The following is a 23,354-nucleotide window of genomic DNA, read 5'->3' as shown; positions in this document are numbered from 1 at the left end:
TCATACCACCTGTGCGCAAAGAAATTCGCACAATTTGTTTTGGGGTAGATTGGCGCTGGCAGACACGCTCAATGCTAAGATTAAATGGGAAGTCTTCACAAAAGCGCAACCAAGCGCACCCAAAACAACTGCGCAGTGGCCCCGAAGCTATTTAATCCGACCAGTTTAGTGGTGTAGATGAAACAGCTATTTATTTTGTTAAGTTCTGATAAAAGACCTTGTTAAAACATAGAAAAAGGAAATAAATTTATTTTTAATAAAAATCTTCAAAGTCTATGGATTAAATAGATATTATTTATATTTGCGCCACAGTAACGGATTAAACCCGTAGAATAGAGATGTGCATTATGACTTTGAAGTATGACTATTACTTAGGCTGCATGTGTTAAGGCTAATCAGCCATACGTCCGTTATTTCCACCCATTTTTACATTAAAATTTATTGTTTATGACATAAGGAGACGCAAATAATTGTAGCTATCAGGTTAGGCCTGAAAATATATTAAGGATGGACGGGCAGCAGTAACGCCAATCACGAACTGCCCCCCACCCAGGAATTATCAACACGAAGTATTGACAAAACATTTAAATATATGGATTTATATTTCCATGCCAACTTTTTTATAAAGCGGCGATTTCTATTAACGCTCGTTTTCACGCTTTTATTTTTACCTTTTATTGTCCGCGCTCAGATCACACCAACTGTTAATTCACGGCTTAACGGTAAAATAATCGACGCGCAGACCAAAGAGCGTCTTCCCGGCGCCACCATCGCCATCAAAGGAGTTACCAACAGCACCACAACGGATGCCAAAGGTGAGTTTACCTTAGTGTCAGGTCAGCCATTTCCTTATACCGTTGTCGTGACTTACATCGGTTACCTGCCGAAAGAACTGGTGATAGACGGCAGTCCGGTAACCATAAGTTTGGATATTGATACCAAACAACTGAACGATGTGGTTGTGGTAGGCTATGGTACGCAAAAACGTGCAGATATAACGGGTTCTGTTTCCTCTATCGGTAAAACGGCGTTGCAACAACCGGTTACCTCATTTGACCAGGCTTTAAAAGGAGCAGCACCCGGCGTGCAGGTAACACAAACAACAGGCCAGCCCGGCGGTGGTGTGAGTATTCGCATACGTGGCGGCAGTTCTATACAAGGCGGTAACGAGCCTTTATATGTGATAGACGGGTTCCCGATCTATAATGCAGGATCTACCGCAGGTACGCTGAGCGGAACGCCTGTTAATCCGCTAAGCAGTATCAATCCCGGCGATATTGAAAGCATTGACATTTTGAAGGATGCTTCCGCAACAGCTATTTATGGCTCGCGTGGTGCTAATGGGGTCGTGATCGTCACCACTAAAAAAGGAAAAGCCGACAGAAGTTCTGTTACTTATGAAGGTAACTATGGTGTTCAGACACTGAGAAAAAAGGTGGATGTGCTTAACGCACATGATTTTGCGATTCTGCGCAACGATGCGCTTTATGATGCAACGCCTGCGAAAGGCAGGTTTCAATACCTCACCCAGCAACAGATCGATCAGCTGGGCGATGGTACAGACTGGCAGGGTTCGGCTTTCCGCAACGCGCCAACGCAAAATCACCAGCTAACGGTTAGCGGCGGCAGCGCGAAGGTTCGTTATCTTATTTCGGGGAATTACCAGGATCAAAAGGGTATCATAAGAAATACCGATTTTAAAAGATATGGACTAAGAGCCAATGTTGATGCACATCCATTTGAAAGGCTGAAAATAAGTACTGCACTTACTTTGAGTAAAGCGGATGCCAATATCGCTCCCAATGGCATTGTTAACAGCTTATTGATCATGCCGCCAACCGCCACCATTTATGATCCTAACGGTGGTTACACGCTTCGTAACCCGTTTGAGAATATATTTGCCAATCCTATCGCAACCATTAATGAGCAAATTAACAAATCAACCACCAACCGCGTTCTGGGTACCACGTTTGCAGAATACAAGATCATTGAAGGGCTAAATCTTAAGGTTTTGTTTGGTGCAGATGTAAACACGATCTCAGAGAAAAAGTACATTCCAAATAGTATTTATGAAGGCAGCCTTACACGCGGTCAGGCCGGAAGAGGGTCGTTAGAGAGCTATTCCTGGTTGAACGAAAACACCTTGACGTATGATAAAAACTGGGGCGATCATACCATAAATGTATTGGGTGGCTTTACACAGCAGAGCTTCTCACGCGAGAATTTTACCGCTTCTTCGCAGAACTTTGTGACGGATGAACTGGGCTATAATTCACTGCAAGGTGGGTCTACGCTGATCGCACCAACATCTGATGCTACCCGTTGGGATCTGCAATCTTACCTGGGCAGGGTAAATTATAATTACAACCGCCGCTATTATCTAACCGCAAGTTTACGTGCCGACGGTTCCTCCCGTTTTGGTAAAGGCAACAAGTGGGGCTATTTCCCATCCGCAGCCGCGTCCTGGAACATCGGAAATGAACCGTTTTTCGAGAACATCAGCAAAACGGTCAGCGATCTGAAATTCAGGTTGAGTTACGGCAAGACAGGTAACCTTGAAATTGGTGAGTATCAATCATTGGCAACGCTGGCAACCTATAGCTACCTGTTCGGCGGTAATATGATCACCGGCTTTGCGCCTAACCGGATAGGTAACGACAGACTTAGCTGGGAAAAAACCGATCAATACAATGCAGGATTGGATATCGGCTTCTTTGATAACCGCCTTCAACTGAACATTGATGCTTATTATAAAAAAACCACTAATCTGCTGTTGAACGTTCAATTGCCATGGACATCAGGCTTTGATTCCTCTTTACAGAACTTTGGTTCTGTTGAAAATAAAGGTTTGGAACTGGCAGTTAGTTCACAAAACTTCACGGGCGCGTTTAAGTGGAACACCCAATTCAATATTTCCTTCAACCGCAACAAGGTGCTGGCTCTTGGGAATGGTGCAAATACTTATATAACGGGCAATTACATTATACAGGTAGGACAACCTCTCGGTAATTTCTTTGGCAGCGTCACAAACGGCATATTACAGACCGGAGAGGAAGCCAGCAAAGGGAAATACACAGGTAGTGCAACGCCTAAACCAGGTGACAGGCTTTATAAAGATATTAATGGCGATGGCACCTTCACCACAGCTGCTGATAAAGCCATTATTGGCAACGCGCAACCCGATTTTCTGGCGGGTTTAACCAATACATTTTCTTACAAAGGTTTTGACTTGCTTATTTTTCTGCAAGGCGCTTATGGCAACCAGATCTTAAACACCAACAGGCAAAACCTCGAGCTGTTTACGGGGCAGCAAAACGCCGCCGCCTCTGCACTTGACCGCTGGACACCTGCTAATCCGAGCCAGACTATACCCCGTGCCAAGCTTGACCCCGCTCCGGTTTTCTCCGATCGTTTTATTGAAGACGGCTCGTTCTTGAGATTAAAAAATGTAAATCTTACCTATAATCTGCCAAGAACCTTTGCAGCAAAAATCGGCCTGAGCAACGCTTCCATTTATGTGTCAGGGCAAAATTTGATCACCTGGACCAAGTATACCGGCTTCGATCCTGAGGTTACCTCGGGCAGCAATGTTTCACCTGGAACAGATGCCGGAATTTACCCGGTGGCTAAAAGTTATTTCGTTGGCGTAAGGCTTGGTTTCTAATCATTAAAAGTTAATCATCATGAAAAAAATTATATACACCATTGGTTTAGGGGTTGCTCTGGTTGCATCATCATCGTGCAGGAAACTGGATGAGAAGCCCGATGCCTTATTGGTTTCCAGTGAATTTTATAAGGATCAGGCGCAGGCTACCGCGGCCGTTACTGCCGCTTACAGAAAACTTTACGACAGCGGACAATCGCTCTACAACAGTTTGATGCAGATAGGCATGGAGATGGCTACGGATGACTACGAGGCCGGTCCGCGTGCAAGGAACGCGCATGTTAGAGCATTATCAGGGCTGACGCACGATTCCTCTAATGACCGCATGGAACAGCTTTGGAAACAGAGTTACGACGGCATTAATGTGGCCAATATTGCAGTTGACCAGATAGCAGTGATTGATGCTGATAAAATTGACGCAACTATACGGACACGGTTGATCAACGAAGCTAAATTTCTGCGTGCGCTGCACTACTTTAACCTGGTTAGGTGGTTCGGCGGCGTTCCATTGATCTTGCATCAGCCGAAGGATCTTTCTCCGGAAAGCCTGTACATCGCAAAATCTACGGAGGACGAAATATATACTCAAATAATCAAAGATTTGAAAGACGCGGAAGCATTACCATTGACCTATGGCGCTGCTGATATCGGCAGGGCCACAAGCGGCGCTGCAAAAAGCCTGCTTTCAAAAGTGTATTTAACGCACAAAGACTGGGAACTGGCTGCCCTGAAGAGTAAAGAGGTTATAGATGGTAAGCAATACAAGTTGTTTAGTGATTATGCCGACGTGTTCAACGTAGCCACCAAAAATGGCATTGAACATATTTTTTCTGCCCAATTCAAAGGCAATGTGGGTTACCAGGGCAATAGCCTGGCAAGTAGGTCTGCGCCTGCGGATGTGCCGGGTATAAACGGCGACTATGCTGATGCTTTGCATGTACAGGGAGGCTTGTATGAGTCGTTTGATAACAACGATAAGCGTAAAGTAGTGACCTTTGTTACCCAGATAGTAAGCCCGGTCAACAACAATTTGTATACGTTGGCAACACCCCAGTTCAACAAATACTATGATCCATCTGTGGTGGGTAACCAGGGGCAATCGTCAAAAAACACACCCATTATCCGCTACGCTGAAGTATTGCTTATTTACGCGGAAGCGCTCAATGAGTGGAAAGGAACTCCTACGCCCGAGGCTTACGCCGCCATAGATGAGGTACGTGTACGTGCCGGTATCAGCAAGCTGCAAGATATTGCGCCGTCTCTTTCGCAGAGCGATTTCAGAGATGCGGTTTTTCAGGAACGCCGCAAGGAACTAGTATTTGAATACCAACGCTGGTTCGACCTGGCGCGCCGTGGTGCTGATTACTACGTAAAAGTGCTAAAGGCTGCCGGAAAAACAGCAGCAGCACCTCGCCATGTGCATTTCCCTACACCATTAAGGGAGATCAACCTGAATCCTAAACTTAAACAACACCCGGACTGGGTAGGCTTTTAATCAATAAAACTATGATGAAATTACATTTTCTTAAAAAAAGACTGCCGCTTTTGGGTGCACTGCTGCTTGGCACCACCCTGGCCATGGCGCAGAAGACCCAAAAACCTAACATCGTTTTGATATTGGTAGACGACCTTGGTTTTTCAGACATTGGGCCATATGGAGCTACAGAGTTGCAAACACCTAACCTCGACCGCCTTGCATCAGAAGGTTTAAGGTTAAAAGAATTTTACAACAACTCCATTTGCGCACCTACCCGTGCCTCGCTTTTAACCGGGCAATACCAGCATAAAGCCGGTGTAGGATATTTTAATAATAACCTGGGCCTGGCGGCGTATCAGGGCTTCCTTAACCGAGAATCATTAACACTTGCTGAAGTACTAAAAAGTGGCGGCTACTCGACCATTATGGCGGGTAAATGGCATGTTGGCGATGACAAGAATCAATGGCCCAACCAACGTGGCTTTGATAAATTCTTTGGTTTTATAGGTGGCGCAAGCAATTATTATGAGATAGGTAAGGAAGATAATCCTACCGCGCCGTTGATCAAAAATAATCAGCCTTACTACCTGCAACCGGGTAAATATTTAACTGATGAGATCACCAATAATGCGTTGGAGTTTTTGGACGAGCAGAATAATGAAAAGAAACCCTTCTTCTTATATCTGGCTTTCAATGCGCCGCACTGGCCCTTACAGGCTTTACCCGCAGACATAGACAAATATAAAGGGAAGTACAACATGGGTTGGGATTCACTCAGGCAGTTAAGGTATCAGGCTGCTATTAAAAAAGGACTCATTAACCCATCACAAAAAATAAGTAAACATGATGACCAGGTAAAACCATGGAATACGCTTACTTATGACGAGCAGCAGTACTGGCAGTTACGACAGGAGGTTTTCGCGGCTATGATAGATCATGTGGATCAGAGCATTGGTAGATTGAACGCTAAGTTGAAAGAACTGGGTAAGGATCAGAACACCTTGATCATTTTTATATCGGATAATGGAGCGCAAGGGGGTAACGGTTTACGTTTATACACCCAACGCACCACCGGCCCGGTAGGCACAGCGGGATCATATGAAACACAGAACAGTAACTGGTCGCAAACAGGTAATTCACCTCACCGCGCCTATAAAGATTCTCCGTATGAAGGTGGCATCAGCGCGCCGTTCATTGCCTGGTATCCAAAGCTTATACAACCAAACACGATCAAACAGGGCACAGCGCATTTGATTGATTTAGCTCCTACCTTTTATGAACTGGCGGGTGTTGCCTATCCGCAACAATACAACGGTGTGAAAAGTAACGCGCTTGCCGGGAAAAGCCTGGTGTCGTTGTTAGCCGGGAAAACAGAACAAGTGCAGCGTGGCGAGCCGCTGTTTTGGGAAAGAGCCGGTAAACAAGCTGTTAGAGATGGTAAATGGAAACTTATATTACCGGCAGGCACCAACCCCAAATATGAACTATACGATCTGGAAACAGACCGGGGCGAAAATAATGACCTTGCTGCCGCACACCCGGATATCGTGGCCAAGCTAAAAGCAGCTTACCGCGACTGGGCAGCTAAAAACGATGTAGTGGACTACAATATTTTAAGGCAACAACCGGTTACCGCACCATCAACAGATGCAAGACCTGGCAGACGTAATAACAATTGATCACTGTATTTGTAAAATCATGAAAAAAGCAATATTAATCATCACACTGTTGTTTAGCGGCAGCCTGTTTGCTCAAAAGGCGGAAAAGCCGAACATTATACTCATCCTCGCTGATGATCTGGGCTACTCAGACCTCGGCGCTTATGGTTCAGAAATTAAAACTCCTAACCTGGATAGACTCGCAGCAGAGGGATTGCGGCTGAGAGAGTTTTATAATAATTCTATTTGCGCGCCAACCCGGGCGTCGCTCATTACCGGTCAATATCAACACAAGGCGGGCGTAGGTTATTTCTCAAATGACTTGGGTTTACCCGCTTACCAGGGCTTTATCAATAATCAATCACTGACGTTTGCGGAAGTACTTAAAGGGGCGGGCTATACAACCCTTATGGCGGGCAAATGGCATGTTAGTGGTAAAAATCAAAGCCAGCCATGGCAGCGGGGTTTTGACCACTCCCTGTTATCAGAAAACGGAAGTTATTTTGATCAGGGCGATTACGGAAGCGATGAGAAGAAATATTATTATGAGGACGGCAAACCCTATAAGCTGGAACCCGGCTCCTTTTATGTTACTGACGTAATAACTGAACATGCGGTTAAGTATTTAAAGGATCAAAACAGTGAAAAAAAGCCCTTCTTTATGTATCTGGCTTATACGGCACCGCACTGGCCGCTTCACGCATTGCCCGAGGACATAGCTAAATATAAAGGCAAATATGATATCGGGTGGGACGAACTGCGCAAACAGCGTTTTGCAAAACAAAAAGAACTGGGCATTGTGCCTAAGGATGCCACCTTATCTACAAAAAACGCTGATATATACGATTGGAGCAAATTATCGTACGATCAGCGTAAACAATGGGCTACAAAAATGGAAGTGTTTGCCGCTATGGTTGACCGCATGGATCAGGGCATAGGCAAAGTACTTGATCAGCTAAAACAGACAGGCCAGGACAAAAACACTCTGATCATATTTATATCAGACAATGGCGCACCAGCCGAAGACTGGGTTAAATGGCATAACGGTGCAACCCGCAATACCGGCCCGGTAGGCACTATTGGTTCCTATGAGTCGCAAGGCAAAAACTGGTCGTATGCATCTAATACACCTTTCCAGGCCTTTAAAGACTATGTATACGAAGGAGGTATCAGTTCTCCATTTATTGCCTGGTATCCAAATAAAATAAAGGCGGGAAGCATTAGTAAGGGTACAGGTCATATTATAGACCTTGCACCAACTTTTTATGAACTGGCAGGTGCAAAGTACCCTGCAAAATATAATAATGCAAATACCTTCCCTCTTCCGGGCAAAAGCCTGGTGCCTGTGTTGTTGGGTAATGATACGGAGGTTAAGCGTGGCGAGCCTTTATTTTGGGAGCGAGCCGGTAACCGTGCCGTAAGAGACGGAAAATGGAAACTCGTTTCACATTATCCGTCATACACATGGGAGTTATACGACCTGGAGGCCGATCGCGGTGAAACCACTGACGTAGCCAGAACTCACCATGAGGAAGTGAGCCGTTTATCAACGGCATATTTTGAATGGACAAAACGTGTGGGCGCGGTAGACTTCAGTACCATCGAAGATCGCGAACCCCAAACCATGAAAGATTACAGAAAAAGTAAAGTTCAGGACCCCGTTTCTACCGGAGGTGGCGGCCTGCAATAATATAGCATTATGAAAAAAGTTTATTTCCTATCCGGCTTAGCATTACTGTTATTGGTAAGTGTAGCCTTGTTATCGGCCAAAAAGCCATTGGCGCCTTCAACTGAAAAAAAGGTGGTCACAATAGTTAAAGAAAGCAAAAAGGTAGCTGTGTGCTGTTCATCTAACGTTCCGCAACGCTTTCCTGCTTTAGAGGGGCCGGCGGAGCTAAATTTAAAAGCAGCCACAGTCGTCCCGGAAGGTATGGTGTTGATCAAGGGTGGCACTTATAGCATGGGTGGAGATAACAAGGAAGCAGCAGAAGACGAATACCCCAAGCACAAAGTAAGGGTTAAAAGTTTTTTGATGGATGCCACAGAAGTAAGTAACAACGACTTTGCAAAATTTGTGAAAGCAACAGGGTACCTGACTATAGCTGAGCGTAAGCCGGATTGGAATGAACTTAAAAAACAACTGCCTCCGGGCACGCCCAAGCCCGATGATAAGTTATTGGTACCGGCATCGCTGGTATTTATAAAACCGGCTGGTGACGTACCACTGAATGACTATAGCCAATGGTGGAGCTGGACAAACGGAGCCGACTGGAAACATCCGCACGGTCCCGGAAGCAGCATCGAGGGTAAAGGCAATTATCCTGTGGTACATATTGCATGGTTGGATGCTATTGCATACTGCAAATGGGCGGGTAAACGCTTGCCCACCGAAGCCGAATGGGAATGGGCGGCCCGCGGAGGTTTGAGCAACAATATCTACCCGTGGGGGAATGAGCCCATTGATCAGAACGGCGTAAAAGCCAATACCTGGCAGGGAAAGTTTCCGTCAAATAACACATTGCGGGACAAGTTCTTCTACAGCGCTCCGGTCACCTCGTTTAAACCAAACGGGTACGGACTATACAATATGGCAGGAAACGTTTGGGAATGGTGTGCTGACTATTACGCCAGCGATTATTATAAAAATGCTAGTGCCACCTCCGCTTTGGTTGATCCGCACGGCCCGGCTAAAAGTTATGACCCGCAGGAACCCTACGCGAAAAAAAGGGTAATAAGAGGCGGATCATTTTTATGCAACGACAGCTATTGCTCTGGTTACCGGGTATCACGACGAATGAAAAGCACCGAGGATAGCGGCATGGAGCATTTAGGATTCAGGTGTGTTAAGGATATTTAGTTTATATGCTCGGCTGGATTGTGAATTTAGTAAGCATTGATTTAAGCGAACGCTGTCGGTGATTACCCATGGGAACCATTTTCCAATTGGGAATTGTTGGTGTGTTGACGTCTCGTAGGGGATCAGATGCTATTATATAGTTAAATTTCATCATCAAACAATTAGCATTGTTAATCTATAATAATATAAAATGGTAAAAAAACTTTCAAAAACATACAGATTATCGTTAGGTCTCGCGCTGATTATTGCAGCAAAGGGAGCACGTTCACAATCCGTCTTTCCAACTGGCGTAACAATTTATAATCCTGCAAAAGCTTATAATAGCTTTATTTTGCATTCATCTCCAGATAATAAATCACATCTGATAGATATGAATGGTAATGAAGTGAAAAGCTGGTCGCATATTGGTTTTCCATCTGAGATTATTGATCCAAAAAACAATGGAGAAAAAAAAGGAAGTATTCTCCTTCAGCTCGAAAATGGATCGGGAATTTATGGAGGAATCTTTGATAACAAGGTGGTGGGAGAGCAAGATTGGAATGGCAATACCGTATGGCAATGGGGCAAAAAAGCACCAGGGGGAGAAGCCCGGCAAAACCATGATTTACATCGCCTGGAAAACGGAAACACGCTATTAATAAGTTTTGTAGATCATATAGTGCCTGGCGTTAGTAAACAACCAATTGGAGACCAGACAATTTACGAAGTAAATAAAAATGGAGACATTGTCTGGAGCTGGAACACTGGGGAACATATTGATGAATTTGGTATTTCTCCTTTAGGAAGGGAATTGCTTAGAAATGTTTATGCTGAGGGAAGAAAAGGACATGGATTTCTAACTATTAATGACATGCAGCCAATTGGACCTAATAAATGGTTTGATTCCGGCGATACAAGGTTTCATCCGGACAACATTGTAATTGATTCCAGGGAAGCTAGTTTCATTGCTATTATTGAGAAAAAAACGGGTAAAATAGTCTGGCGTTTAGGGCCGGATTTCGACGCTAAGGAAAATGATTCGAAAGGGTCAAACTTTGGAAATTCGGTTAATCTACGTCCTAGTCTATCAACAAACGTTCCACGTCCGGTTGATCGATTTAGCGGACAACATGATGCTCATATTATCTCAAAAGGACTGCCAGGAGCCGGCAATCTACTGGTTTTTGACAATCAAGGGCCTTCGGGTTATCCGCAAACTAATTTACCTGTTCAGTTGGGTTCCAGGGTATTGGAAATTGATCCGGTTAAAAAAGAAATCGTTTGGCAGTACACAGCTTTAAATTCAAATCAGCCTGTATGGAATTTTTATAGTTCGTTCATATCTAGCGCACGCCGTTTGCCAAACGGAAATACATTGATTGATGAAGGAATGAATGGAAGAATTTTTCAGGTCACACCGGCGGGTGAAATAGTTTGGGAATACATCAATCCATTTTTTAAGGAAAGTACGCTTTCAGGGACACAAATTATCAATACTAATTGGGTGTTCAGAGCGCAACCTGTTCCTTATAATTGGGTTCCTGATGGAACTCCGCATTCGGAAAAAGCTTTGGAAGCAATCGACATTTCCAAATTCAAAGTGATTCAAGGAAATCAAACATTAAAGAAAGACTAAAACGATGGAATAACATATTCTTTGTAAACGCTTACATTGATTAATAAGGGGCGCTCCAAAAGGACGGCTCTTTTCTGTGCACGCGGCATGAGCGTATATACAATAGCGATGATTTTATAGAAAAAAACCTAAGGGGAATCGAACACCACAAAAACTGCATTCAAATAAAAACAGACGACATTTTTAAGAAATTAAGAGGATTTATCGAGTATTTTAAATGAATTATCGAACACCGATTTACGAAGGATCAAAGATCTGATAGACAGTGATTTAGCGCATAAAAAAAGGAAAAATTCAATTAAGAATTTTTCCTCAAGTAGCCCGTAGGGGAATCGAACCCCTGTTTCCAGAATGAAAATCTGGCGTCCTAACCCCTAGACGAACGGGCCTTGTTTTATTTATTTCCCCTTGTTTTGGGACTGCAAAGATATACGATAAATGGTTATTTAAAAATATTATTTAAAATTTTTTTCAATTGTTTTTACTGGCCTCGTTTTATTGTAACTTAAAACAAAAATTGGCTGCCGTTCATTATAAATTGATCGGAGCGTAATAGTTCTCTGATGCAATATCTTAGCCCATGCCATTTATGAAACTTAAACAATACGATGCAATTATTATAGGCGCCGGACAAGCTGGCGTGCCATTAGCCAAAAAATTAGCTAAAGCCGGTAAGAAGGTAGCCCTTATAGAAAAACGTTGGGTTGGTGGTACCTGCGTAAACGACGGATGTACGCCTACCAAAGCATGGGTAGCGTCGGCCAAGGCTGCCTGGACAGTTACCAATAGTGCCCATTTAGGTATAAAGGTAAAAAATTACAAGATTGATATGGCGCTTATAAAAAAGCGCAAAGACGATATTGTGCTGAACGCCCGTAACGGTACTGAAAAGGCTTTGGATAAAATTAGCGGATTGGATTTGTTGTACGGCGAAGCATCCTTCACCGGCGAGAAAACTATTGCCGTGAAAATGCAAAGCAGCACCAAACACATAAAAGCCGGCTGGATATTTATCAATACCGGTACGGAAACAGTTATTCCGAAAATTGAAGGTTTAGAAGCGGTGAATTACCTTACTTCAACCAGTATATTAGAATTAAATAAAGTGCCCGAGCATCTGTTAGTGTTGGGCGGCAATTACATAGGGTTGGAGTTTGGGCAAATGTTCCGTCGATTTGGGAGTAAGGTTACCCTTATTGAACGTTCAGCGCGTTTGTTAGGTAAGGAGGACGAAGATATTGCTGTAGAAATGCAGAAAATTTTAAAGGCCGAAGCCATTGCTATTCATTTTTCGAGTGAGGTGATCCGGTTGAAGCAAAAAGAAAAAGGTAAAATAACCGCTACCATTAAAACGGGTGATGAGGAAAAAAAGGTTAAATGTTCGCACGTGTTGTTAGCAGTTGGTAGGGCACCACGAACTCAAATACTCAACCTGCAGAATACAGGTGTAGAGATTGATAAAAAAGGCTACATTAAAGTAAACAATAAGTTAGAAACCAATGTGCCGGGCATTTATGCGCTTGGCGACGTAAATGGCGGTCCGCCGTTTACTCATATTGCATATAACGACTATACCATCGTTTATCGCAATTTGATAGAAGGAACTAATTATAATACTGATGAGCGCCCCGTGCCTTACTGCATGTATACCGACCCGCAAATGGGCCGCGTGGGCATCAGCGAAACTGATGCTAAAAAGAAAGGATTGGACATTAAGGTAGCGCATTTGCCCATGGCCAGGGTTGCCCGCGCTGTTGAAGTTGGCGATACCCGTGGCTTTATGAAAGCTATTGTAGATACAAAAACAAAAAAGATATTAGGAGCTACGGTTCTTGGGGAAGAGGGTGGCGAAATTATGTCGGTATTACAAATGGCTATGGAGGGCGGCGTAACTTATGACAGGATTCGCTACTGTGTTTTTGCCCACCCATCGTATTCAGAGTCACTGAATAATTTGTTTATGACTATTGAAGAGTAAGTAATAAAGGTGATAAAGCTTGAAAAATTAAACAAGTCATTCGGTGATCTAAAAGCCGTGAGCGACGTTTCTTTTGAAGTTGCGCAAGGCGAAAAGATAATTTTATTAGGCACCAGCGGATGCGGTAAAACTACCCTGCTCAAAATGATCAACCGTTTAATTGAGCCTACATCGGGGAGTGTCTTTTTAAACGGCGAGAATATACAAAACATTAAGCCCGAACATTTAAGAAAAGGGATTGGATATGTTTTGCAAAATAACGGCTTATTCCCTCACTATACTATTGAAGAGAATATTGCAGTTGTGCCCCGGATGCTTAAATGGGATAGTAAAAAAATTGAGCAGCGTACCTTCAACCTATTAGAGAAGCTGCATTTGGATAGACATTATCTAAATGCATACCCGGCCGAGTTGAGCGGTGGCCAACAGCAACGGGTTGGTTTAGCGCGTGCGCTGGCAGCAGATCCGCCTGTTTTGTTAATGGACGAACCCTTTGGTGCATTAGATACCATTACGAGAACTAAAATTCAGGCGGAGTTTAAAAACTTGGACGAGCTAAAGCGCAAAACCGTAATAATGGTTACGCATGACGTGCAGGAAGCTTTTGAACTGAGCGACAGAGTTTGCCTGATGGACAAGGGTAGCATAATACAAATGGGTACACCGTCCGAACTGCTGTTTAACCCTTCCAATAAATTTGCAGTTGATTTTTTAAAGGAGCAAAACCTGCTGTTACAATTCAAAGCTGTAAAATTACTCCAAATAGTACCTGTACCTGAGTTTGGTGCTTATAACTTAGGCAGCATCAATTTAGACGTGGATGCTGATGTATGGCAAGTTTTAGAACTGTTCAAACAGCACAACGTTGATTTGCTCACTGTTACCGATCAACATAACCAACAAGTAAACACTCTGAGCTTTGCTGACTTGATGGCCGCTTTTTATCAGCATGTAAAAACTTACCGCCATGAATGAAACACAGCAATCATTATGGCAGTTTATGCATCAACAGGCTGATAAGTTGCTAACGCAAACCCTGCAGCATGTAGGGCTTACCTTTGTTTCACTCATTATAGCCATCATAATTGGCCTGCCGTTAGGGATATTGATCAGTCGCAAAAAGCAGTTGGCGGGAGTTGTTTTAGGTTTTGCAGGAGTAATGCAAACCATACCGAGTATCGCATTATTGGGATTCCTGATACCTGTATTGGGTATTGGAGCTAAACCGGCCATTGTCGCGCTGTTTTTATATGCTTTGCTACCTATAATCCGCAATACATACACAGGTATAGTGGGAGTTAATACAGATGTACGTGAAGCAGCGGTGGCCATGGGTATGACTGAAGCGCAAGTGCTAACAAAGGTTGAATTGCCCTTAGCTATGCCGGTAATATTCGCAGGTGTGCGTACGGCCACGGTAATTAATGTTGGTGTAGCTACCCTGGCATCTTACATTGCAGCAGGTGGTTTAGGCGAATTTATTTTCGGCGGCATATCACTAAACAACACCAACATGATATTGGCCGGAGCTATCCCGGCTGCTTTATTGGCAATTGTTTTTGATACTTTGCTCTCCCTGCTTCAAAACTTCAACCTCAAAAAAGTAAAGGTTGTTGCAATTGCAGCACCCGTTTTAGTGTTATTGCTCTCTTCATTTTATTTTTTGCCATCGGCGTACGGCAGCAAACTTACTGCCGGTTTTACCCCCGAATTTATGGGCAGGCAGGATGGTAACCTTGGTTTGCAAAGCAAGTATGGATTAAAGATCCACACTATTGTTATAAGCGATGCGGTAATGTATAAAGCCGCGTTTGAAAAGGAACTGGACGTAATAAGCGGATATTCAACTGATGGCAGGCTAAAAGCTTTTGACCTGGTTACATTGATTGATGACAAAAAGATATTTCCACCTTATTATGCCGCCCCGATAGTAAGTGAAACCGCTTTAAGGAAATTTCCCAAACTTGAGCAAGCTTTAAATCTGTTATCCGGCAAAATAAACGACAAGATTATGACGGAATTAAACTACCGTACAGACTATCTTCACCAAAGTCCTGAGCAGGTAGCTAAAGATTTTTTAGTAGCAAATAAACTATGGCGGCCTGCCAGAAAAGGTAAGGAAGGTGTAGTGCGCATCGGGTCAAAAATTTTTGGTGAACAGTACATTTTGGCAAGTATGTATGCTATGTTGATTGAAGGTTATACCAATTACACCGCATCTGCGAAAACTGGTTTAGGAGGCACTAAAATATGCTTTGATGCGCTTACCAATAACCAAATAGATTTTTATCCCGAATATACCGGAACCGGTTTGTTAGCGATTTTGCAGGCACCGAAAGCAACAGTTGACAGTTTGGCCGGCGACAGGGACAAAACATATCAATATGTTAAAACTGAGTTTAGCAACCGTTATAATATCAAATGGTTACAACCCATAGGGTTTAACAATGCGTATGCTTTAATGATGCGACGAAAACAAGCACAGCAATTGGCTGTTACAACTATATCAGATTTGAAACTTTATCTGGACGAAAAGTAAATGAATTTAAAAGACCGTTACCTTAACACGCGTAAGCTCACCGAATCCATTTGCAGCCACCTTCAAACGGAGGATTATGTGGTGCAGCCGGTTGTAGATGTGAGTCCGCCTAAGTGGCATTTAGGGCATACAACCTGGTTTTTTGAAACATTTATATTGAAGCCTTACTTCATGGGCTACCAGGAATATAATAGTGAGTTCAACTACGTGTTTAACAGTTACTATGAAACCGTAGGCAATCGCGTGATCCGTACAGATAGAGGTAATTTAAGTCGCCCAACTGTTGCCGATATTTATCGTTACCGCGAATATGTGGATGAGGCAATGTTGAACTTTTTATGCGAAGAGCCATCTGCCGATATAAAGGAACTGCTTGTATTAGGTTTTAACCACGAGGAACAACACCAGGAGTTGTTGCTTACAGATATCAAATACATACTGGGCCACAATCCGCTTTTCCCGGCGTACAATAAAAACCATCCTGCGCATAAGATAGAGGAAACGACTACTGGGTTTGTTACCATGCCTGAAGGCATTTATGAAATTGGTTTTGAGGGCAACGGTTTTTGCTTTGACAATGAGCTGAACAGACATAAAGTTTACCTCAATAACTATGAAATAAGCGCCAACTTGGTTTCCACAGCAGAGTATCTGGAATTTATAGAGGCCGATGGTTACCATGATTTCCGCTACTGGCATGCTGAGGGGTGGGATTGGGTTAAGAACAACAAAGTTGAAGCGCCGCTATACTGGCATTTGATAGACGGTGAATGGCACCATTATACTTACGCCGGCTTACAGCCTCTTAAACTGAATGAGCCGGTTTGCCACATTAGCTATTTTGAAGCTTGCGCTTATGCCGCCTGGAAAGGGATGCGCCTGCCAACCGAATTTGAATGGGAAGCGGCAGCCGACAAGTTCAACTGGGGCTCACGCTGGGAGTGGACGGAAAGTGCTTACCTGCCTTACCCGGGTTTTACCAAAGCAGCGGGTGCTATTGGCGAGTACAATGGCAAATTCATGGTCAATCAAATGGTTTTACGTGGTGCATCAGAGGTAACATCTCCGGGCCACAGCAGAAAAACCTACCGCAATTTTTTTCAAACTAACTTACGCTGGCAATTTACGGGCATACGTTTGGCCAAATAACATCTACATAAAATGAACACAGCTACCTTAACAGAAACAACTGATGCCAAAACGGCTCAATTTTACAGCGATGTTATTGATGGGTTAAAAAGCACCCCAAAGCGTCTGCAATCCAAATATTTTTATGACGCTAACGGCGATAAGATATTCCAGGAGCTGATGAATTGCGAGGAGTATTATCCTACCAATTGCGAACTGGAAATATTCTCTAAGAAAACAGCCGAACTGGCCGCAGCCATAGCCGGAGATGGCGGCCCATTTGACTTGATCGAGTTAGGTGCAGGCGATGCCATGAAGTCAGCTTACCTGTTGCGTTATTTATTAGAGCAAGGTGTTGACTTTACGTACATGCCGATAGATATTTCGGATAACGTAATTTGCTACCTGAACGAAACTTTACCTCAAACCCTGCCTGGGCTGCAAATTATCGGACTTAACGGCGAGTACTTCAATATGCTTGAGGAGGCCGAGCGCCTTTCAACCCGGCGCAAGGTGGTGATGTTTTTAGGATCAAATGTAGGTAACATGCCGGTGCCAGAAGCCATTGGTTTTATAAAAGAATTGAACAGGCATTTATCTCCCGGAGATATGCTGCTGATCGGCATCGATCTGAAAAAATCGCCTAAAACGGTGTTGGCGGCTTATAACGATAAGGAGGGTATCACTAAGCGATTTAACCTTAACCTGTTGCTGCGTATTAACAAGGAACTAAATGCCAACTTCAATGTTGAGCATTTTGACCACTATGCCACTTACGATCCCGAAACCGGAGCATGTAAAAGCTACCTGGTAAGTACAGAAGCCCAAACAGTGCATATAGGAAATGAGGTCATCCGCTTTGAAAAGGATGAGTACATCTTTATGGAAATATCTCAGAAATTCACTATTGCCGAAACAGAGCAAATGGCGCTTGAAGCCAACTTTACGCCTGTGCGCGAACTGTTTGACAGTAAAAAATGGTTTATGGATGCCGTGTGGCTGGCCTAAGCCCTGTTGCTTGTTTTGGCAGGGGTGTTTACCTTGCCAAACTTAGGGCAGCCGCAGTCTTTCTTAAAAATGCCGCAGGCAGATGTACATAGTAACAGCCCCAGTCCTAATAGAATAAATTTACTTTTTAACATCATCAACAGCGTAAGTAGTTACTAAAATACTAAATATTCCCATACCTGCACCTACGGTGTCGGCAAACAGATCTGCCCACTCGCAGCTGCGCCAGGTAAATATGGTGAGTTGCAATAGCTCAATCAGTCCGCCAAATACAATAGCGATCAGCAAGATGAACAAGGCGTGCTTATACATTAAGCGGTTAAGCCTTTGTTGCCTTATGAAACCGTTTACACATAACACAACAAACACAAAAAAGAAACCGCAGTGCACCAGCTTGTCAAACCCGGGGAAGAAGCGGGGAGAGCTGCCTATATGCCCCAGGTTGGCATTGCACATTATAAAAACAAATAAGGCCCACCATAAAGTGAGCCTTTGATATTTTAGCCATGCAGCCATTTATTCGCCGATAAGCGATTTATAAGCATCGGCAGATAATAAAGCATCGGCTTCTGCAGGGTTAGCTATAGTGATTTTTACCATCCAGCCATCACCGTAGGGGTCGCTGTTAACCAGTTCCGGCTGAGCATCAAGCCCGGGATTAACTTCCAATACGGTACCGGTAAGCGGCATAAACAGGTCTGATACGGTTTTAACCGCTTCAACCGTGCCAAACACTTCTTCGCCGGCCACTTCTTTTCCTACCGAAGTAATGTCAATGTAAACAATATCGCCCAGCTCACGCTGTGCAAATTCGGTAATGCCAATGTAGGCCTCGTTGCCCTCAACGCGTACCCACTCATGATCTTTGGTGTACTTTAACTCAGCAGGAAAGTTCATTTCTATCAATTTTTTATGTTCCCAAAAATAAGAAAACTTTATTGAACAGAAATAAGTTAGGTATAAAGCTTACATTTAATTTTATAAACCGCTGCACCGTTTCATCGTCTCACTGTGGATAGGAAACGATTTGAAACGATATTTTATAGAAATAGCTGACAGTTAATAATATGCTGTTTTTGTGTGAAACGAAAATGAGACGAGTGAAACGATTTTTGTAAATCTATTTCAGGATAAGCTACGCCACGTAAGCTTAATTTAGTTATAAACCAATTAACCATGCCATTCATAAAGTACAGAATTAACCTAGCGCTCTTATTACTGTGTATTATAACGGTGGCAGGCTGCAGTGAACAACCCGTTGAAAAGAAAAGCGGAAAACACCAGCCGTTAATGGTAGTTGAAAAAGTTGATGCCGATTTTATAGCAACGGTAAGTGATGGTGTAAATGCCGAAATAGCCGCCGGTAAGCTGGCTATGGAGAAAGGCACAGATAAGCGCATTAAGAACTTCGGACGCATTATGGTGAAGGATTATACCAAGGGCCTGGCTAAACTGGAAAAACTGGCGTCGGATAAAAGGATTCCGCTACCTGATAGTTTGACGGCGCCAACCGCAGGCAAAATAGCTGATCTGAACAGTAAAATGGGTAAAGACTTTGACCACGCTTACATAGCATACATAACCGCCGACCATAAAAGCGCTATTGATGTTTTTGAAAAGGCGCAAAAAAACTGTTTTGATAAGGATGTTAAAGCCATTGCACGCAAGGGTATACTGGTGTTCAAAAGGCACCTTGAGGCTATTTTCGCTATTCGGGATAGCATGAAATAACAACATCGTAGCCTGCTTTTTACCTTTAAATTTTGCAATAGCCCTTTTAAAGCAATAATTTGGCTGCGTTAATCAATTTAACACATAAAACTACAATATGTCGTCTCCAATTGTTACCGGTTTAATGGCTTATGGTATGTCGGGAAAGGTATTTCACGCTCCATTCTTAAGCACTAATCCACAATTTAAACTGAAGGCGGTTGTAGAGCGCAACCAAAAGAAAATGGTTGCCGACTATCCGGATGTTTTAAGCTACAGTTCGGTTGAAGAGCTGTTAAATGATGCTGAGATAGAACTCATCATAGTTAATACGCCTAACTTTACCCATTTTGAATTAGCCAAACGGGTGTTACAAGCTGGCAAACATGTTTTAATTGAAAAACCAGCCTGTGCTGATGCTGCCGAGGCAAAGGCTTTGTTTGATGAGGCCAGAAAAACGGGAAAGCAGGTGTTTGGTTACCAAAACCGCCGTTGGGACAGTGATTTTCTCTCTGTAAAGGAAGTTATTGAAAGCGGCAGGTTAGGTAAACTCACTGAGATGCACATCAGGTTTGACAGATATAAACCTGAGCTTTCTGTAAAGCCTTTTAAAGAAACCGGAGATACGCCGGTTACCGGTACCGGTTACGAACTGGGGCCGCATATAGTTGACCAGGCTATACATTTATTTGGAAAACCACTGTCATTTGATAAGATCGAAACCAAACAGCGCGAAGGTACCGAGATATTTGATTATATTAACCTAAGGCTTGTTTACCCTGGCGGCTTAGTGGTATCGCTGGTATCGGGCTTGTTAATTGCAGATGCACTTCCTGCTTATGTGGTGCATGGCTCGTTAGGGAGTTTTAGTAAACACCGTTGCGATGTTCAGGAAGCACAATTAAATATTCCGGTTTCGCCCGATGATCCTGCTTACGGCGTAGAGCCGGAAGGTTGTGATGGCAGGCTGGTTACAGTGGGCATTGACGGGAAAAAAAATATTGAAATGATAACGGCCCCTAAGGGCGACTATAATAATTTATTTTACGCGGTATATCATTCCATACGCCAAAATGCGTTATACCCCATAACAGAAGAACATTTGGTATGGCAAATGGAAATGCTTCAATGATTTTAAAGATGATGAAACGCTTATTATTTTTTTTAGGTCTGGTTATAGCAGCCGGCTGCAGCAATGCGCAAACCAATAATGGTACTATTGCACATTATCGTATATTAAAACCCGACAGTACTTTTACCCAATGGACGGACCTTAAAAAGGGACAGCCCGCCATGATCATTTATTTTGGTACGGATTGCCCGCACTGCCAGCAACTAACCATGGAAATGAAAGACAGGATGAATGTGCTTAAAAATATTCAGATAGTAATGGTTACCTTCTCTAAAACTGAGTATCCGTGGATGGGCATGATCAAAAACTTTGAACGCGATTATCAGCTATACAAGTACAAAAACATAGTTATGGGTACCGAGTATCCTGATTATTTAAAGTATGGCTTTTACCCTGTACAGCGTTACTATCAGGTGCAAACCACGCCGTACATAGCTATTTACAATAAACAAGGCAAGCTAACCAAAGCTTTTTCAAAAGAACCTAAGATTGATGATCTGGTAGCCGCTGTTAAGAAAGCGATATTATAATTAAAATAGCAGCAATTATTGCTGCTGCTGTTGTTGCTGTTGTATCATTTCCATGTAACGTTGATAGCTGTTTTTAGTTACAACGTTGGCATCAGCCGGCGTAGGTGCAGATATGATCTCAACCGTTGAACTTTCTACAGGCGCGTTGCCAATTTCGTCATCGACAGTTACCGACACTTCCAGGCGGTGCCCCGAAGCGCCTTTGTAAACGCCTTTAACCGGCGAGCAATCGCTAAAGTTTCGGCCAACGGCTAATCTAACATGCGTTTCGTTGGCTATGCAGTTATTGGTAGGGTCAATGCCCAGCCAACCATAGTCGGGTATATAAGCTTCGGCCCAGGCATGGGTAGCGCCTTCGCCGCGCATGCCGTTTTTGTAGGTGCAAATATAGCCGCTAACATAGCGCGCGGGTATTTTAACCAATCGCAGCATTTCGGTTAATATATGTGCAAAGTCCTGGCATACACCCGCTTTTATTTTCCAGATTTCATCTAAGGTAGTTTCAACTGTAGTTACACCCTTTATGTATTCAAAATTATCATACACATACTGGCAAAACCGCAAAGCCACCTGGTAGGGGGTGTCGTCTATTGACCATTCTTCGTCAACAACTTTTTGCAGATCGGCCAACCCCTCAAACTGTTCCTGCCTTAAAAAATCAATATAAGGGGCCATATGCTTTAATGGTTTAAGATCTTCCCATTGCTGCGCGGGGAAAATATCATTAATAGGCAGAGGGCGATGCTTGGTAACTACCAGTACTTTTGATGTGATGACCAGCATGGAATGCGGCTCGCTATAGGTGAAAGTACCTACCTCGTTACCATAGTAGTCAATAAAGGTATCAACCAATGGGCTGCCACTTACTATAACATCATGCTTGATAACATCTTGATAATCATCCTTTATTGGAAAGAGAATGATCTGATTAGCGCTGTCTCTAACGGGTCTGTCGTACAGGTAGGTAGTAATATGTTGAATTTGAAACTCAGGCATTGTGTGTTTTTTTAACCTTAATTAATTACGAATTGCCGAAATAATACTGATTCATAGCATCGCTTATTCCGTACAACTCACTGCGGATCTGTGCCAAAAAGTGGTGTAGCCCTTCTTGCTTTATGCTGCGTACCGAACTGTATTTAATGCGACTTTGAAGCCGGCCTATCTGGAAAGATAACTCCCTGAAATTATCCAGATTGCTATCTTTTTTCAGGCGTTCAAAATACTTTTGTATGTTGTTAATGGAGTAGATAACCGAGCGTGGAAAGTCATTGTTCAATACTACCTGCTCCAAAACATTCTCCGCCTCAAAGCCCTCACGGTAGGTTTTAAGATACAACTCGTAACCGCCTAATGACAGCAACAGGTGTTTCCAATACGTGGTATCTGTTAACAGGTCGGGGTTTTCTGAAATAGACCCAAACTTTGTATCCAAAATATCAACAGATTGTATGGCGCGTTCCAGGTATTTACCCATATTCATAAAGCTGCGTCCTTCGCCACGTTCCATGGTAATTTCAACCGTGCCGTAATACAACATTACCTGCTTAATGAGCACATCCAGCAAACCAATAGGATCTTCGCGTTGTAAAGCGCGTTCCAGTTTGCTATCCTTTACCGCATGATAGTACTCGTTAAGGCACTGCCAAAGGTCTTTGGTAATGTGTTCCTGCACGCCGCGGGCATTTTCACGAGCCAGCGTAATGATGTTCACAATAGAATTAGAGTTGCCCTTGCCGGTAACCATGTACTTTAGTACCGCTCGGCTATCGTTCTCAAAAGCTGCCGCTTCCTCGTCGCTTAAGCTGGAGTACATTACAATTACCGGTTCCCAGGTAAACTCTTCAATGGTATCCTGTGATGAGGCGTAATTGATCTTCAGCATACGCAATAAACCGTCGCTGCGCTCAATATATCGGCTCATCCAAAAAAAACTTGCTGCTACCCTGCTTAACATATGCCAGCCCCCCAGCCCCCTAAAGGGGGAGTAATAATTAATATTTTATTTAAAAATGTCTTCATGAACAAAGTTTTATTTGTTCCCCCTTTAGGGGGTTA

Annotated in this window: 18 protein-coding genes and 1 tRNA gene; 14 read left to right on the top strand and 5 right to left on the bottom strand. The window is 43.4% G+C overall.

From position 1 onward, the window contains the following. Nucleotides 1-592: 592 nt before the first annotated feature. From CLV57_RS00160 to CLV57_RS00135, 6 genes are all read left to right on the top strand, one after another. Nucleotides 593-3,664 (top strand): SusC/RagA family TonB-linked outer membrane protein, encoded by a 3,072-nt coding sequence (locus CLV57_RS00160; protein WP_100339358.1) that lies wholly within the window; start codon nt 593-595, stop codon nt 3,662-3,664. A 19-nt stretch (nt 3,665-3,683) separates the two neighbouring features. Then, nucleotides 3,684-5,159, top strand: a complete 1,476-nt coding sequence (locus CLV57_RS00155; protein WP_100339357.1) for a RagB/SusD family nutrient uptake outer membrane protein — start codon at nt 3,684-3,686, stop codon at nt 5,157-5,159. An 11-nt stretch (nt 5,160-5,170) separates the two neighbouring features. After that, entirely contained in the window at nt 5,171-6,820 is a 1,650-nt protein-coding gene (locus CLV57_RS00150) for an arylsulfatase (protein WP_211290004.1), read from the top strand. A 19-nt stretch (nt 6,821-6,839) separates the two neighbouring features. Further along, nucleotides 6,840-8,489, top strand: coding sequence for an arylsulfatase (locus CLV57_RS00145; RefSeq protein WP_100339355.1), 1,650 nt, complete (start codon nt 6,840-6,842; stop codon nt 8,487-8,489). Nucleotides 8,490-8,498: 9 nt separating this feature from the next. Continuing rightward, nucleotides 8,499-9,656 (top strand): formylglycine-generating enzyme family protein, encoded by a 1,158-nt coding sequence (locus CLV57_RS00140; protein ID WP_100339354.1) that lies wholly within the window; start codon nt 8,499-8,501, stop codon nt 9,654-9,656. Between the two features lie 190 nt (nt 9,657-9,846). After that, complete coding sequence (locus CLV57_RS00135) at nt 9,847-11,271, top strand: aryl-sulfate sulfotransferase (RefSeq protein WP_100339353.1); 1,425 nt, start codon at nt 9,847-9,849, stop codon at nt 11,269-11,271. A 317-nt stretch (nt 11,272-11,588) separates the two neighbouring features. Here CLV57_RS00135 and CLV57_RS00130 read toward each other — a convergent pair. Next, nucleotides 11,589-11,660 (bottom strand) — tRNA-Glu (locus CLV57_RS00130). A 200-nt stretch (nt 11,661-11,860) separates the two neighbouring features. Here CLV57_RS00130 and CLV57_RS00125 point away from each other — a divergent pair. Genes CLV57_RS00125 through CLV57_RS00105 form a run of 5 tightly spaced genes read left to right on the top strand, consistent with a single transcriptional unit; the run spans nt 11,861 to nt 17,924 of the window. Then, the gene (locus tag CLV57_RS00125; RefSeq protein ID WP_100339352.1) at nt 11,861-13,249 is read left to right on the top strand and encodes a mercuric reductase; all 1,389 of its coding nucleotides are present in this window, start codon (nt 11,861-11,863) and stop codon (nt 13,247-13,249) included. A 57-nt stretch (nt 13,250-13,306) separates the two neighbouring features. Further along, nucleotides 13,307-14,224 carry an ABC transporter ATP-binding protein gene (locus CLV57_RS00120; protein ID WP_245856760.1) on the top strand — a complete coding sequence of 306 codons (918 nt, stop codon included), beginning with the start codon at nt 13,307-13,309 and terminating at the stop codon, nt 14,222-14,224. Then, on the top strand, nt 14,217-15,788 hold the full coding sequence (locus CLV57_RS00115) for an ABC transporter permease/substrate-binding protein (RefSeq protein ID WP_100339350.1): 1,572 nt from the start codon (nt 14,217-14,219) through the stop codon (nt 15,786-15,788). Before CLV57_RS00120 ends, CLV57_RS00115 begins: the two co-directional genes overlap by 8 nt. Next, complete coding sequence (gene egtB, locus CLV57_RS00110; protein ID WP_100339349.1) at nt 15,789-16,937, top strand: ergothioneine biosynthesis protein EgtB; 1,149 nt, start codon at nt 15,789-15,791, stop codon at nt 16,935-16,937. Nucleotides 16,938-16,949: 12 nt separating this feature from the next. Continuing rightward, on the top strand, nt 16,950-17,924 hold the full coding sequence (locus tag CLV57_RS00105) for an L-histidine N(alpha)-methyltransferase (RefSeq protein WP_100339348.1): 975 nt from the start codon (nt 16,950-16,952) through the stop codon (nt 17,922-17,924). 120 nt (nt 17,925-18,044) lie between these two features. On the opposite strand, the gene CLV57_RS00100 is transcribed toward CLV57_RS00105, so the two are convergent. Continuing rightward, complete coding sequence (locus CLV57_RS00100) at nt 18,045-18,440, bottom strand: VanZ family protein (RefSeq protein ID WP_245856758.1); 396 nt, start codon at nt 18,438-18,440, stop codon at nt 18,045-18,047. Then, nucleotides 18,441-18,821 carry a glycine cleavage system protein GcvH gene (gcvH, locus tag CLV57_RS00095; RefSeq protein ID WP_100339347.1) on the bottom strand — a complete coding sequence of 127 codons (381 nt, stop codon included), beginning with the start codon at nt 18,819-18,821 and terminating at the stop codon, nt 18,441-18,443. 279 nt (nt 18,822-19,100) lie between these two features. Between gcvH and CLV57_RS00090 the strand changes: the two genes are divergently transcribed. The 3 genes from CLV57_RS00090 to CLV57_RS00080 all read left to right on the top strand — a co-directional run bounded on the left by CLV57_RS00090 (nt 19,101) and on the right by CLV57_RS00080 (nt 21,296). Further along, nucleotides 19,101-19,655: a DUF4142 domain-containing protein gene (locus CLV57_RS00090; RefSeq protein ID WP_100339346.1), complete on the top strand. Its 555-nt coding sequence runs from the start codon at nt 19,101-19,103 to the stop codon at nt 19,653-19,655. A gap of 97 nt (nt 19,656-19,752) precedes the next feature. After that, nucleotides 19,753-20,766: a Gfo/Idh/MocA family oxidoreductase gene (locus CLV57_RS00085; RefSeq protein ID WP_100339345.1), complete on the top strand. Its 1,014-nt coding sequence runs from the start codon at nt 19,753-19,755 to the stop codon at nt 20,764-20,766. 11 nt (nt 20,767-20,777) lie between these two features. Then, a complete protein-coding gene (locus CLV57_RS00080) occupies nt 20,778-21,296 on the top strand; it encodes a thioredoxin domain-containing protein (RefSeq protein WP_169927047.1) in 519 nt (172 codons plus the stop codon). Nucleotides 21,297-21,311: 15 nt separating this feature from the next. Here the strand turns inward: CLV57_RS00080 and CLV57_RS00075 are convergent, their stop codons facing one another. Continuing rightward, nucleotides 21,312-22,292 (bottom strand): transglutaminase family protein, encoded by a 981-nt coding sequence (locus CLV57_RS00075; protein ID WP_100339343.1) that lies wholly within the window; start codon nt 22,290-22,292, stop codon nt 21,312-21,314. A gap of 25 nt (nt 22,293-22,317) precedes the next feature. Further along, entirely contained in the window at nt 22,318-23,253 is a 936-nt protein-coding gene (locus CLV57_RS00070; RefSeq protein WP_100339342.1) for an alpha-E domain-containing protein, read from the bottom strand. Nucleotides 23,254-23,354 lie beyond the last annotated feature (101 nt).

Source organism: Mucilaginibacter auburnensis (assembly GCF_002797815.1).
Lineage (GTDB): Bacteria > Bacteroidota > Bacteroidia > Sphingobacteriales > Sphingobacteriaceae > Mucilaginibacter > Mucilaginibacter auburnensis.
This window is presented reverse-complemented; position numbering and strand designations above follow the sequence as displayed.